Here is a 12929-nt window from a genome sequence, read left to right as displayed (position 1 = left end):
GAATCCTCTGATCGAGATACACTTGTGATCGAAAATCTGCGTAACATCGCCATCATCGCCCACGTTGACCATGGTAAAACCACTCTGGTCGACAAACTCCTGCGTCAGTCCGGCACTCTGGAGCGTAACGAGCTCAACGACGAGCGCGTCATGGACTCCAACGACCAGGAAAAAGAGCGCGGTATTACCATTCTGGCGAAAAACACCGCCATCAACTGGAACGGCTACCACATCAACATCGTTGACACCCCCGGCCACGCCGACTTCGGTGGCGAGGTTGAGCGTGTAATGTCGATGGTCGACTCCGTGCTGCTGCTGGTCGACGCCCAGGACGGCCCGATGCCGCAAACCCGCTTCGTGACCAAGAAGGCCTTCGAAGCCGGCCTGAAGCCAATCGTCGTGATCAACAAGGTTGACCGCCCAGGCGCGCGTCCTGACTGGGTTCTGGACCAGATCTTCGATCTGTTCGACAACCTCGGTGCCACCGACGAACAGCTGGACTTCAAAGTGGTCTACGCCTCGGCCCTGAACGGCATTGCCGGCCTGGACCACACCGCCATGGGCGAAGACATGACCGCGCTGTACCAGTCGATCATCGACAACGTACCAGCACCGTCTGTTGACCGCGAAGGCCCGTTCCAGATGCAGATCTCCGCACTGGACTACAACAGCTTCCTCGGCGTTATCGGTGTTGGCCGCATCGCCCGTGGTCGCGTCAAGCCGAACACCCCGGTTGTCGCCATCGACACCAACGGCAAGAAGCGTAACGGCCGTATCCTGAAGCTGATGGGTCACCACGGTCTGCACCGCGTTGACGTCGAAGAAGCCCAGGCTGGCGATATCGTCTGCATCAGCGGTTTCGATGAGCTGTTCATCTCCGACACCCTGTGCGCCCCGGATGCGGTAGAAGCGATGAAGCCGCTGACTGTTGACGAGCCGACTGTTTCGATGACCTTCCAGGTCAACGACTCGCCGTTCTGCGGTAAAGAAGGCAAGTTCGTCACCAGCCGTAACATCAAGGACCGTCTGGACAAGGAGCTGCTGTACAACGTTGCCCTGCGCGTTCAGGAAACCGATTCCCCTGACAAGTTCAAGGTTTCGGGCCGTGGTGAGCTGCACCTGTCGGTGCTGATCGAAACCATGCGTCGTGAAGGCTTCGAAATGGCCGTGGGCCGTCCTGAAGTGATCATCCGCGAAGTCGACGGCGTGAAGCAGGAGCCGTTCGAGAACGTCACCATCGACATCCCTGAAGAATCCCAGGGCAAGGTCATGGAAGAGATGGGTCTGCGTAAAGGCGACCTGACCAACATGGTTCCGGATGGCAAGGGCCGCGTTCGTCTGGAGTACAACATTCCAGCCCGTGGTCTGATCGGTTTCCGTAACCAGTTCCTGACCCTGACCAACGGTGCAGGCATCCTGACCTCGATCTTCGATCGCTACGACACCATGAAGTCGGGCCAGATGTCCGGCCGCCTCAACGGCGTACTGGTTTCGGTCGAGACCGGCAAGGCACTGACCTACTCGCTGGAAACCCTGCAGGCTCGCGGCAAGCTGTTCGTTGAACACGGCCAGGAGATCTACAACGGTCAGATCATCGGCCTGAACAGCCGTGACAACGACCTGGGCGTGAACCCGACCAAAGGCAAGAAGCTCGACAACATGCGTGCTTCGGGCAAAGACGAAGTCATCGCCCTGGTACCGCCAGTTCGCCACACCCTCGAGCAGGCCCTGGAATTCATCCAGGACGACGAGCTGTGCGAAGTGACGCCTAAGTCGATCCGTCTGCGCAAGAAGATCCTGGACGAAGGCGAGCGTACCCGCGCAGCCAAGAAAGCCAAGAACTGAGTTAGCTCAGGCTGAATAAAAACGCCCCCGGTCGAAAGGCCGGGGGCGTTTTTTTGTCTGCAGGATTTGTGTTGGTCCTTTCGCGGGCAAGCCCGCGAAGAGGCCAGAACCGGCTGACGGTCAGCGCCCAACCACCTTGGGCTTGTAGGCGCAATACCCCGGCCGCGGCCCGACCTTGGGATGGTTGCGGCAGGTATCCGGACGCTTGTCATAAATGGTGCACAGGCGGCTTTTACGATCCAGGTACATGCAGTCGTCGTTGCTCATCCGGGTCAGGGTGAAGATCCCCGACTTCTGGTTGAAGCGCTCGATGATGCCTTCTTTTTGCAGACGTTTGGCCACGTTCTTGGGTGGTTCGTCTTTTTCGAACTCGTCGACCACGCCGATACGGATCAGATCCTTGATCTTCACCTCTACCGGCAGGGTGCAGCAGGTCGAATGGCAGCCGTGGCACATGTGGCTGGCGTAGCGCTGCCAAGTCTCCAGGCGGTCGACTTCGGCGGCGGCGATCAGGGTCGTTTTCATCTTTATAGGGTGGATCACGGTCTTGGGGCGCGCGATGATACCGGAATTGTTCAATTTATGAACAACCTTTTGCCGGAATCGCAGAGTGGGCATGAAAACTGCGAACCGTAACTGTCGCTCCCTGTCGAAGGGTCTAGTCTCATCACTCTCCCTCCGCTTTCGTCAACTTGCCCGAGGATGCCGCATGTCCCAGGAACCCAAAGCACGTGACGCCGAAGTCGCGGATTTTCGTGCCGCTGTACTGAACAAGCTGACCTACGCGGTCGGCAAGGACCCCGAGCATGCCTTCGACCATGACTGGTTCGAAGCGATTGCCCTGGCTGCACGCGATCACATGGTCGATCACTGGATGGATCACACCCGGCAGGCTTATCGACGCAGCCAGAAGCGGGTCTACTACCTTTCCCTGGAGTTTCTCATCGGCCGCTTGCTGTACGACAGCCTGAGCAACCTGGGCCTGCTGGACATCGCGCGCGATGCTCTGGAGGGGCTGGATGTGGACCTTGAGCGCATTCGCCTGCTCGAGCCGGACGCCGCGCTGGGCAATGGCGGCCTTGGCCGTCTGGCAGCGTGCTTCATGGAGAGCATGTCTACCCTGGGTATCGCTGCCCATGGTTACGGCATCCGCTATGAGCACGGGCTGTTCCGTCAGGCCGTGGTCGATGGCTGGCAGCAGGAACAGACCGAAAACTGGCTGGATTTCGGCAACCCCTGGGAATTCGAGCGCGCCGAGGTGATCTACCCGATCAGCTTTGGCGGCAGCGTCGAAACGGTCCACGATGCAAGCGGTGCCCAGCGCCAGGTATGGTGGCCTGGCGAGACGGTGCGGGCGGTGGCCTACGACACGCCGGTAGTCGGCTGGCGCGGATCCAGCGTCAACACCCTGCGTCTGTGGCGTGCGCGTGCGCTGGAAGAGTTGCACCTGGAGCGCTTCAACGCCGGTGACCACTTGGGGGCGGTGGCTGAAGTGGCGCGTGCCGAGAGCATTTCGCGTGTGCTTTACCCAGCCGACAGTACCGAGGCCGGTCAGGAACTGCGCCTTCGCCAGGAGTACTTTTTCGTCTCGGCTTCGCTGCAGGACTTGCTGCGGCGTCACCTGAACATGCACAAGGACCTGCTCAACCTGCCTGATGCAGCGGCCATCCAGCTAAACGACACCCACCCTTCGATTGCGGTGGCGGAGCTGATGCGGTTGCTGGTGGACCAGCACGAAGTGCCTTGGGAAAAGGCCTGGGAGCTGACCGTCGGTACGCTCGCCTACACCAACCACACCCTGTTGCCAGAAGCCCTGGAAACCTGGCCGGTAGCGCTGATGGAGCGCATGTTGCCGCGGCACATGCAGATCATCTACCTGATCAACGCCTACCACATTGACAGCCTGCGCGCCAAAGGCCTGCACGACTTCGACGTGCTGCGCGCGGTTTCGCTGATCGAGGAAGACAACGGCCGACGGGTGCGCATGGGCAACCTGGCGTTTCTTGGCTCGCACAGCGTCAACGGCGTGTCGGCGCTGCACAGCAAATTGATGAAGAGCACGGTATTCTCCGAGCTGCACAAGCTCTACCCGCAACGCATCAACAACAAGACCAATGGCATTACCTTCCGCCGCTGGTTATACCAGTCCAACCCGCAGCTGACCGAGATGCTGGTCGAGGCGCTTGGGCCGGAACTCAAGGACGACCCGCAGGCGCGGCTGGCGGGCCTGGTGCCGTTCGCCGACAAAGCCGGTTTTCGCAAGCAGTTCGCTGCCCAGCGGCTGCACAGCAAGCGTGCCCTGGCCAGCATCATTCAGGATCGCATCGGCGTCACGGTCAACCCCGAGGCGCTATTCGACGTTCAGGTCAAACGCATTCACGAATACAAGCGCCAGTTGCTCAACCTGCTGCACACCGTTGCACTGTACCAGGCCATACGCAATGACCCTGGCACCAACTGGGTGCCACGGGTGAAGATCTTCGCTGGCAAGGCTGCGGCCAGTTACCACCAGGCCAAACTGATCATCAAGCTGGCCAACGACATCGCCCGGGTGGTGAACAACGACCCGACGGTGCGCGGCCTGCTGAAGGTGGTGTTCCTGCCCAACTACAACGTCAGCCTGGCCGAGAGCATCATCCCGGCGGCGGACCTTTCCGAGCAGATATCCACCGCGGGTTACGAAGCGTCCGGTACCAGCAACATGAAGTTCGGCCTCAATGGTGCGCTGACCATTGGCACCCTGGATGGCGCCAATGTGGAGATGTGCGAACAGGTGGGGGCCGACAACATGTTCATCTTTGGCCTGACCGCGCAGCAGGTTGAAACGCGCAAGCGTGCCGGTGACTTTGGTGCCAGCGCTGCCATAGCCGCTTCCAACCGCTTGAGCGATGTGTTGCAGGCTATTCGCAGTGGTGTGTTCTCGCCAGATGACCCCTCTCGTTACACCGGGTTGATCGACGGCCTGATCGCCTACGACCGCTTCCTGGTGTGCGCCGATTTCGATGCCTACTGGGATGCCCAGCGGCAGGTCGAGGAACTGTGGCATACGCCGCAGGAGTGGTGGCGCAAGGCGGTGCTCAATACTGCGCGGATGGGCTGGTTCTCGTCGGATCGGACTATCCGTGAGTATGCGACCGAGATCTGGAAGGCGCTGGATTGATGCAGCGCCCATGCTGGCTTGTTCGCGGGTAAACCCGCTCCTGCAGGGGCCTCATCAACCTGTGGGGGTGGGCGCGCCCGCGAATGGCCCCACAACCAGACCACCGGCCTGGCGCGCGCTGAACTACCGACCTATTGTGCCGTCTGAGAGCCGTGGCGAGTCTCATCACTCGCTAGCCCGCCACTCTCCCTGTAAACTGCGGGGGTTTTCATCCCCCAATCCGTTCGGAGCCATACATGTCCCGCGTTACCCTGAGTCGCTATCTGATTGAGCAGACCCGCAGCAACAATACCCCTGCCGATCTGCGCTTCCTGATCGAAGTGGTAGCGCGTGCGTGCAAGGAAATCAGCCATCACGTATCCAAAGGCGCCCTCGGTGGTGTGCTGGGCAGCATGGGCACTGAAAACGTGCAGGGCGAGGTCCAGAAGAAACTTGACGTGATTTCCAACGATATCCTGCTGGAAGCCAACGAGTGGGGCGGTCACCTGGCTGGCATGGCTTCCGAAGAAATGGACAACGCATACCAGATCCCGGGCAAGTACCCGAAAGGCGCCTACCTGCTGGTCTTCGACCCGCTGGACGGTTCGTCGAATATCGACGTCAACGTCTCGGTCGGTACCATCTTCTCGGTTCTGCGTTGCCCTAACCAGTACCTGAGCCAGAACGAAAGCCTCAACGAAGAAGCGTTCCTGCAGCCAGGTACCGAGCAGGTTGCTGCCGGCTATGCCATCTACGGCCCACAGACCATGCTGATCCTGACCTTGGGCAACGGCGTCAAGGGCTTCACTCTGGACCGTGAACTGGGCAGCTTCGTGCTGACTCACGAAAACATCCGCGTACCGGAAACTACCGCCGAGTTCGCCATCAACATGTCCAACCAGCGCCACTGGGAAGCACCGGTACAGCGGTACGTGGGCGAACTGCTGGCAGGTGAGACCGGCCCGCTGAAGAAGAACTACAACATGCGCTGGATCGCCTCGATGGTGGCCGACGTGCACCGCATCCTGACCCGTGGCGGCCTGTTCATGTACCCACGTGACGCCCGCGAACCAAGCAAGCCGGGCAAGCTGCGCCTGATGTACGAAGCCAACCCGATGTCGTTCATCATCGAACAGGCCGGCGGCGCTTCCACCAACGGTTACGATCGCATCCTCGACATCAAGCCAGAAAGCCTGCACCAGCGCGTGTCGGTGATCCTCGGCTCGAAGGAAGAGGTCGAGCGCGTCACCGCCTACCACAAGGAGTAAGTCATGCTCGCACCTTGGCAGCCGTTGCTGGAGTGGTGGTTCGGTTGGGGCACCAGTGCCCAGGCCGTGGCTGACGAGAAGAGCACGCTGTGGTTCGGCAAGCATTACGATGCCGACGCCCATGCGCTGTTTGGCGACCTGGTCGAGCACGCCCTGGCGGGTGGGCTCGACGAGTGGCAGCAAAGCCCGCAGGGCTGGCTGGGTCTGCTGATTTTGCTCGACCAGCTGCCACGCATGATCTACCGCGACACGCCGCGCGCCTTCGAGGGCGATCGGCGTGCCCAGGTAGTGGCCATGCAGGGCCTGCAGAAGGGCTGGGACTACCAGCTGCTGCCGATCCAGCGGGTGTTTGTGCTGCTGGTGCTGGAGCATGCCGAGGTGCTGGACTGGCAGAACCTGTGCGTGGAACGCTATCAAATGCTGCTGGATGAACAGCCCGAGGCCAACCGCCGGCTGTTCGAAGGCTTCCTCGACTATGCCGAGCAGCACCAGCGGGTAATCGCCCGGTTCGGGCGTTTCCCGCACCGCAACCTGGTGCTGGAGCGGCCGAGCACCAGCGAAGAGATGGACTTTTTGCTGGAGCCTGGGTCTCGCTTCTGACGCCCAAGGGGCCTGCTGTGCAGGCCATCGCGACGCAAGGCCGCTCCAACAGGGGCGGCCTTTTTTATTGTGCGCATGACTAATGCTTTGTGATTAATCGCACAGTAGTGGCCATCCGACCAATGGTGTAGGGGCAAAGGGGGTGGGGCAGGGAACCTGGGAGGGATTTTCACGTCGAAGGTCACTGCAGGCCACTCGCCTGTATCATCTTTCAGGAGTGTCCCTTCATGTCGTTGCGTTCCCTCGCCCTGTTGTCGCTGTGCGTCGTGCTGACTGCCTGCAGCAAGATCAACCAGGAAAACTATTCCAAGATCAAGGCTGGTATGAGCAAGGCCGAGGTCGAGCAGTTGCTCGGGACGCCGACCGAGTGTTCTGGCGCGTTGGGCATGAGCAGCTGCACCTGGGGGGACGAGAAGAGCTTCATCAGCGTGCAGTACGCAGCTGACAAGGTGCTGATGTATTCCGGGCAGGGTCTCAAATGAGGCGTGCGTACCTGCTGATGGGGGTATGCCTGGCGTTGCTGCTGGGCGGTTGTGCAGGTTCCTCGCACGACCCGCTGGCACCGAAAACCGCCGGCCATGTCGACCTCAAGCGCTACCAGGGCAAATGGTACGAGCTGGCGCGCCTGCCCATGCGCTATCAGGAAGGCTGCGAGCAGTCCGAGGCCCACTACAACCTCAAGCCTGATGGCAGTTATGGCGTGCTCAACCGCTGCCGCACCATGGGTGATGAATGGCTACGCGCCGAAGGGCATGCGAATATCCAGGAGCCAGGGCACACCGACAAGCTGTGGATCGAGTTCGATAACTGGTTCACCAAGCTGGTGCCAGGCGTGGCGCGGGGTGAGTACTGGATTCTTTATGTGGACGAGCACTACCGTACGGCCATCGTCGGCAGCCCGGACCGCAAATACCTGTGGATATTGTCGCGTACGCCGACGCTGCCTGCCTGGGAGCGCGAGAACCTGCTGTCCAGGGCGCGGCAGCAGGGGTATGACACCAGCCGCTTGATCTGGCGGGCGTCCGATCAGCAAATAGTAAAAATGCACTGAGTTTTTCGGGGTTGCGTTGCAACCCTTCGCGGGCAAGCCCGCTCTCACAGGTTCTGCGCTGAGCCCTGGACTGCCCACAAGACGTTTTTTGGGGGGGCAGTCCAACCTGTGGGAGCGGGCTTGCCCGCGAAGGGCTGCAACGCAGCCCCGGTACACTCAGCCCAAAAGCTCGCGCAACACTTCGGTAAACGCCCGCCCGCTTTCTTCTTCTTGCGCATGCCGCCCCTGGCGTACCACCCACTGCCCATTCACCATCACATCGCGCACCTGGCGATCGCCACCGGCAAACAGCCAGCGGTTGAGAATGGCGTCACCCTCCGCCATGGCGATGTACGGGTCCTGTCCATCGAGCACCAGCCAGTCCGCGCGCTTGCCCACCGCCAGCTCACCGACCGCCTGCCCCAGCGCTTGCGCACCACCGCCCAGCGCCGCGTCATACAGCGTGCGCCCGACCATCGGCTGGTCGCCGCGATACAGGCGGTTGCGCCGTTGATCCCGCAGGCGCTGACCATATTCCAGCCAACGCAGTTCCTCCACCACGCTTAACGACACATGGCTGTCCGAGCCAATACCCATGCGCCCGCCCTGTGCCAGGAAATCCACTGCCGGGAAAATCCCGTCGCCCAGGTTGGCTTCGGTGGTCAGGCACAACCCGGCCACCGCGCCGCTGCGGGCCATGGCAGTTACTTCGTCCGGTTCGGCATGGGTAGCGTGTACCAGGCACCAGCGGCGGTCCACGTCCACGTACTTGTACAGCCACTGCAGCGGGCGCAGGCCGCTCCAGGCCAGGCAGTCGTCAACTTCCTTCTGTTGTTCGGCGATGTGGATATGCACCGGGCACTGCCTGTCGCTGGCCGCCAGCACTTCGGCGATCTGCCCAGGTGTTACCGCCCTTAGCGAGTGGAAGCACAGGCCCAGGTGCTGCGCGGGTTGCGCGGCCAGCAGCGGGGCGAGTTGCGCTTGCAACTGCAGGTACTGTTCAGTGGAGTTTATGAAGCGCCGCTGCCCGTCGTTCGGCGCCTGGCCGCCAAAGCCTGCATGGCTGTACAGCACCGGCAGCAAGGTCAGGCCAATGCCGCTATCGGCCGCAGCCGCGCTGATGCGGAGCGACAGTTCGACCGGGTCGGCGTAGGGCTTGCCGGCCTGGTCGTGGTGTACGTAATGGAATTCGGCCACAGAGGTGTAGCCGGCCTTGAGCATCTCGATGTACAACTGGCGAGCGATGACCTGAAGCTGCTGGGGGCTGATCTGCCCGACCAGGCGATACATCAGCTCGCGCCAGGTCCAGAAACTGTCGTTGGGGTTGCCGGCAACTTCCGCCAGGCCTGCCATGGCGCGCTGGAAGGCATGTGAGTGCAGGTTGGGCATGCCGGGCAGCACAGGGCCGGCAAGGCGCTCGGCGCCTTCGGCCGAAGCGCCTGGCTCGATGCTGGCCACATGGCCATCGCTGGCGACCTCGATACGCACATGGCTGGCCCAGCCCGTAGGTAGCAGGGCGCGTTCGGCGAAGTAGGCAGACATCGGTGGAATCCTGTTATTGTTAACTTGTATATACATATACAGGCGTTTGCCTGCCGGGTAAACTGCGGCAAGCTACCGCTCATTTCATTTGCACAAGGATCCATCGCCGTGCCGACACCTCCTGTCTCCGCGCTGGTTGCCCAGATGGGCGAGGGCCCGGCGCCGCTCTACGCCCGGGTCAAACAGATGATCATCCAGCAGATCGACAACGGCAGCTGGCCGCCGCATCATCGGGTACCCTCCGAGAGCGAGCTGGTCAACGAGTTGGGCTTCAGCCGCATGACCATCAACCGCGCCCTGCGTGAACTCACCGCCGAAGGCCTGCTGGTGCGCATGCAGGGGGTCGGCACCTTCGTGGCCGAGCCCAAGGGCCGTTCGGCGCTGTTCGAGGTCAACAACATCGCTGACGAAATCGCCGCCCGTGGCCACCAGCATAGCTGCCAGGTGATCACACTTGCCGAGGAAGCGGCTGGCTCCGAACGGGCGTTGGCCCTGGACATGCGCGAAGGCCAGCGGGTGTTCCACTCGCTGATCGTGCATTTCGAGAACGGCGTACCGGTGCAGATCGAGGACCGCTACGTTAACGCGGCCATTGCCCCCGACTACCTCAAGCAGGATTTCACCCGGCAGACGCCCTACGCCTACCTGTCCCAGGTGGCGCCGTTGACCGAAGGCGAGCACGTGGTCGAGGCGATCCTGGCCGAGCCGGAAGAATGCCGCCTGTTGCAGATCGAGCCGGGCGAGCCTTGCCTGCTGATTCGTCGTCGCACCTGGTCCGGTCGCCAGCCGGTGACCGCTGCACGGCTGATCCACCCCGGTTCCCGTCATCGCCTGGAAGGACGTTTCAGTAAATGAGTCAGCTGCTGTTGATGCGTGCGCACGATTACCCGCGCATGCCGTGGAAGAACGGTGGCGGTTTCACCGAAGAGATCACCCGCGACAGCGGCGAGGGCCTGGACGGTTTTGGCTGGCGTCTGTCGATTGCCGATATCGAGGAGTCGGGCGGCTTTTCAACCTTCGTCGGTTACCAACGGATCATCACCGTGCTGCAGGGCGACGGCATGCGGCTGCTGGTCGACGGCCAGGCCAGCCGGCCATTGTTGGCGTTCGATGCGTTTGCCTTCAGCGGCGAGAACCAGGTCAGCTGCAAGTTGCTGGGCGGGCCGATCCGCGATTTCAACCTGATCTATTCGCCGCAGCGATATCGGGCGCGGTTGCAGTGGCTGGATGGCACCAGCCGGGTGTACAGCTCGGCGTCGACGGTGTTGTTGTTTGCTGCCAGCAGCCTGGTCGAAGTAACTATCGTCGGACACGAGACACAGCGGTTGGGGTTGTATGACTGCTTGCGGCTGGAAGGCAATGACCAGTTGCTGGGGCTGGATGTTCAAGGGCGGTTCTGCCTGATTGAGCTGGTGGGGCGCTGAGGGGTTCGCCTGTAGGTTTTTGTCGCCTGTGAGATCGAGCGCCGCCCGCGCGGCGCATCGCGAGCTGCGCTCGCTCCTACGTTTGTTTCTGGCCAGTAACGCCTGTGCCAACGCGCGCGATCGCCTTGTTTGCAAGACGCGACATCAAGCCATGCGCTAAAGCGTTCGCGCGCAAATCCCACAGGACGAATTGGCCAGAAACAAACGTAGGAGCGAGCGCAGCTCGCGATGCGCCGCGCGGGCGGCGCTCGTTCTAGACACCGCCACAAAAATCAAGCCAGGAGCGCACAGGTCCGATTATTTTGGTTGTCCATGCTTGTACATACAAGTAAAGGTGTGTTTGTATATTGACCACGACATACCCGCCCGCGGACGACCGCAGAGGACCTTTCCCGTGACCGACAACAACAAATACCGTGACGTTGAAATCCGTGCCCCACGTGGCAACAAGCTGACCGCCAAAAGCTGGCTGACCGAAGCGCCACTGCGCATGCTGATGAACAACCTCGATCCACAGGTCGCGGAAAACCCGAAAGAGCTGGTGGTATATGGCGGTATCGGCCGCGCTGCGCGCAACTGGGCCTGCTACGACAAGATCGTCGAAACCCTGACCCGCCTGGAAGACGACGAAACCCTGCTGGTGCAGTCGGGCAAGCCGGTCGGTGTGTTCAAGACCCACAGCAATGCACCGCGCGTGCTGATCGCCAACTCCAACCTGGTGCCACACTGGGCCAACTGGGAACACTTCAACGAACTGGACGCCAAGGGCCTGGCCATGTATGGCCAGATGACCGCCGGCAGCTGGATCTACATCGGCAGCCAGGGCATCGTCCAGGGCACCTATGAAACCTTCGTCGAAGCCGGGCGCCAGCACTACGGCGGCAGCCTGAAAGGCAAGTGGGTGCTCACCGCTGGCTTGGGCGGCATGGGCGGCGCGCAGCCACTGGCCGCGACCCTGGCCGGGGCTTGCTCGCTGAACATCGAATGCCAGCAGAGCCGCATCGACTTCCGCCTGGAAACCCGCTACGTCGACGAGCAGGCCACTGACCTCGACGACGCCCTGGCACGCATCGCCAGGTACACCGCCGAAGGCAAGGCCATCTCCATCGCCCTGCACGGCAACGCCGCCGAAATCCTCCCAGAACTGGTCAAACGTGGCGTGCGCCCGGACATGGTCACCGACCAGACCAGCGCCCACGACCCACTCAACGGCTACCTGCCTGCCGGCTGGACCTGGGAGCAGTACCGCGACCGTGCGCAGACCGAACCGGCAGCAGTGGTCAAGGCCGCCAAACAGTCGATGGCCGTGCACGTGCAGGCCATGCTGGACTTCCAGAAGCAGGGTATCCCGACCTTCGACTACGGCAACAACATCCGCCAGATGGCCAAGGAAGAGGGCGTTGCCAATGCCTTCGACTTCCCAGGCTTCGTCCCGGCCTATATCCGCCCACTGTTCTGCCGCGGGGTTGGCCCGTTCCGCTGGGCGGCGCTGTCCGGTGACGCCGAGGACATCTACAAGACCGACGCCAAGGTCAAGGAACTGATCCCTGACGACGCCCACCTGCACCGCTGGCTGGACATGGCCCGCGAGCGCATCAGCTTCCAGGGCCTGCCGGCACGTATCTGCTGGGTGGGTCTGGGCCTTCGCGCCAAGCTGGGCCTGGCCTTCAATGAAATGGTCCGCAGCGGCGAGCTGTCGGCACCGGTGGTGATCGGCCGTGACCACCTCGATTCCGGCTCGGTATCCAGCCCGAACCGCGAAACCGAGGCCATGCGTGATGGTTCGGATGCTGTTTCCGACTGGCCGCTGCTCAACGCCCTGCTGAACACCGCAGGCGGCGCCACCTGGGTGTCGCTGCACCATGGCGGTGGCGTGGGCATGGGCTTCTCGCAGCACTCGGGCATGGTCATCGTCTGCGACGGTACCGATGAGGCCGCCGAGCGCATCGCCCGAGTACTGACCAATGACCCAGGGACAGGCGTCATGCGCCACGCCGATGCCGGTTACGACATCGCCATCGACTGCGCCAAGGAGCAGGGCCTGGACCTGCCGATGATCACTGGCTGATCGCCTCGCTTTG

Annotated in this window: 11 protein-coding genes; 9 read left to right on the top strand and 2 right to left on the bottom strand. The window is 61.9% G+C overall.

Translation table 11 applies throughout. From position 1 onward, the window contains the following. The first annotated feature begins 24 nt into the window (after positions 1–24). The gene (typA, locus tag GST84_24550) at positions 25–1845 is read left to right on the top strand and encodes a translational GTPase TypA (GenBank protein XGB15340.1); all 1821 of its coding nucleotides are present in this window, start codon (positions 25–27) and stop codon (positions 1843–1845) included. A 120-nt stretch (positions 1846–1965) separates the two neighbouring features. Here the strand turns inward: typA and GST84_24545 are convergent, their stop codons facing one another. Then, positions 1966–2370 (bottom strand): YkgJ family cysteine cluster protein, encoded by a 405-nt coding sequence (locus GST84_24545; GenBank protein XGB15835.1) that lies wholly within the window; start codon positions 2368–2370, stop codon positions 1966–1968. Between the two features lie 184 nt (positions 2371–2554). On the opposite strand from GST84_24545, the gene glgP reads away from it, so the two are divergent. The 5 genes from glgP (at position 2555) to GST84_24520 (ending at position 7903) form a co-directional block, all read left to right on the top strand. Further along, on the top strand, positions 2555–5005 hold the full coding sequence (gene glgP, locus GST84_24540) for a glycogen/starch/alpha-glucan family phosphorylase (GenBank protein XGB15339.1): 2451 nt from the start codon (positions 2555–2557) through the stop codon (positions 5003–5005). 236 nt (positions 5006–5241) lie between these two features. Then, positions 5242–6252: a class 1 fructose-bisphosphatase gene (locus tag GST84_24535; protein XGB15338.1), complete on the top strand. Its 1011-nt coding sequence runs from the start codon at positions 5242–5244 to the stop codon at positions 6250–6252. Between the two features lie 3 nt (positions 6253–6255). Beyond that, on the top strand, positions 6256–6852 hold the full coding sequence (locus tag GST84_24530) for a DUF924 family protein (protein XGB15337.1): 597 nt from the start codon (positions 6256–6258) through the stop codon (positions 6850–6852). A gap of 227 nt (positions 6853–7079) precedes the next feature. Beyond that, a complete protein-coding gene (gene bamE / locus GST84_24525; protein XGB15336.1) occupies positions 7080–7334 on the top strand; it encodes an outer membrane protein assembly factor BamE in 255 nt (84 codons plus the stop codon). Continuing rightward, positions 7331–7903: a lipocalin gene (locus tag GST84_24520; protein XGB15335.1), complete on the top strand. Its 573-nt coding sequence runs from the start codon at positions 7331–7333 to the stop codon at positions 7901–7903. The genes bamE and GST84_24520 overlap by 4 nt, the downstream gene beginning before the upstream one ends. A gap of 156 nt (positions 7904–8059) precedes the next feature. On the opposite strand, the gene GST84_24515 is transcribed toward GST84_24520, so the two are convergent. Then, positions 8060–9424 carry a formimidoylglutamate deiminase gene (locus tag GST84_24515; protein ID XGB15334.1) on the bottom strand — a complete coding sequence of 455 codons (1365 nt, stop codon included), beginning with the start codon at positions 9422–9424 and terminating at the stop codon, positions 8060–8062. Positions 9425–9532: 108 nt separating this feature from the next. Between GST84_24515 and hutC the strand changes: the two genes are divergently transcribed. The 3 genes from hutC (at position 9533) to hutU (ending at position 12916) form a co-directional block, all read left to right on the top strand. Beyond that, entirely contained in the window at positions 9533–10279 is a 747-nt protein-coding gene (gene hutC, locus GST84_24510; GenBank protein XGB15333.1) for a histidine utilization repressor, read from the top strand. Further along, positions 10276–10848 carry a HutD family protein gene (locus GST84_24505; GenBank protein XGB15332.1) on the top strand — a complete coding sequence of 191 codons (573 nt, stop codon included), beginning with the start codon at positions 10276–10278 and terminating at the stop codon, positions 10846–10848. Before hutC ends, GST84_24505 begins: the two co-directional genes overlap by 4 nt. 394 nt (positions 10849–11242) lie before the next feature. Then, positions 11243–12916, top strand: coding sequence for a urocanate hydratase (gene hutU / locus GST84_24500; protein XGB15331.1), 1674 nt, complete (start codon positions 11243–11245; stop codon positions 12914–12916). Positions 12917–12929: the final 13 nt, after the last annotated feature.

It is taken from the genome of Pseudomonas putida, from assembly GCA_041879295.1.
Lineage (GTDB): Bacteria > Pseudomonadota > Gammaproteobacteria > Pseudomonadales > Pseudomonadaceae > Aquipseudomonas > Aquipseudomonas putida_Y.
Note: the sequence above shows the minus strand (reverse complement) of the source record. Positions and strands in the feature narration are given on the sequence as shown.

Bases quoted from the DNA above. Each gene is read 5' to 3' on its own strand.
- glgP (XGB15339.1), top strand. From the start codon at position 2,555: ATGTCCCAGGAACCCAAAGCACGTGACGCCGAAGTCGCGGATTTTCGT.
- GST84_24520 (XGB15335.1), top strand. From the start codon at position 7,331: ATGAGGCGTGCGTACCTGCTGATGGGGGTATGCCTGGCGTTGCTGCTG.
- GST84_24545 (XGB15835.1), bottom strand. From the start codon at position 2,370: ATGAAAACGACCCTGATCGCCGCCGCCGAAGTCGACCGCCTGGAGACT.
- GST84_24515 (XGB15334.1), bottom strand. From the start codon at position 9,424: ATGTCTGCCTACTTCGCCGAACGCGCCCTGCTACCTACGGGCTGGGCC.
- GST84_24505 (XGB15332.1), top strand. From the start codon at position 10,276: ATGAGTCAGCTGCTGTTGATGCGTGCGCACGATTACCCGCGCATGCCG.
- GST84_24530 (XGB15337.1), top strand. From the start codon at position 6,256: ATGCTCGCACCTTGGCAGCCGTTGCTGGAGTGGTGGTTCGGTTGGGGC.
- bamE (XGB15336.1), top strand. From the start codon at position 7,080: ATGTCGTTGCGTTCCCTCGCCCTGTTGTCGCTGTGCGTCGTGCTGACT.
- GST84_24535 (XGB15338.1), top strand. From the start codon at position 5,242: ATGTCCCGCGTTACCCTGAGTCGCTATCTGATTGAGCAGACCCGCAGC.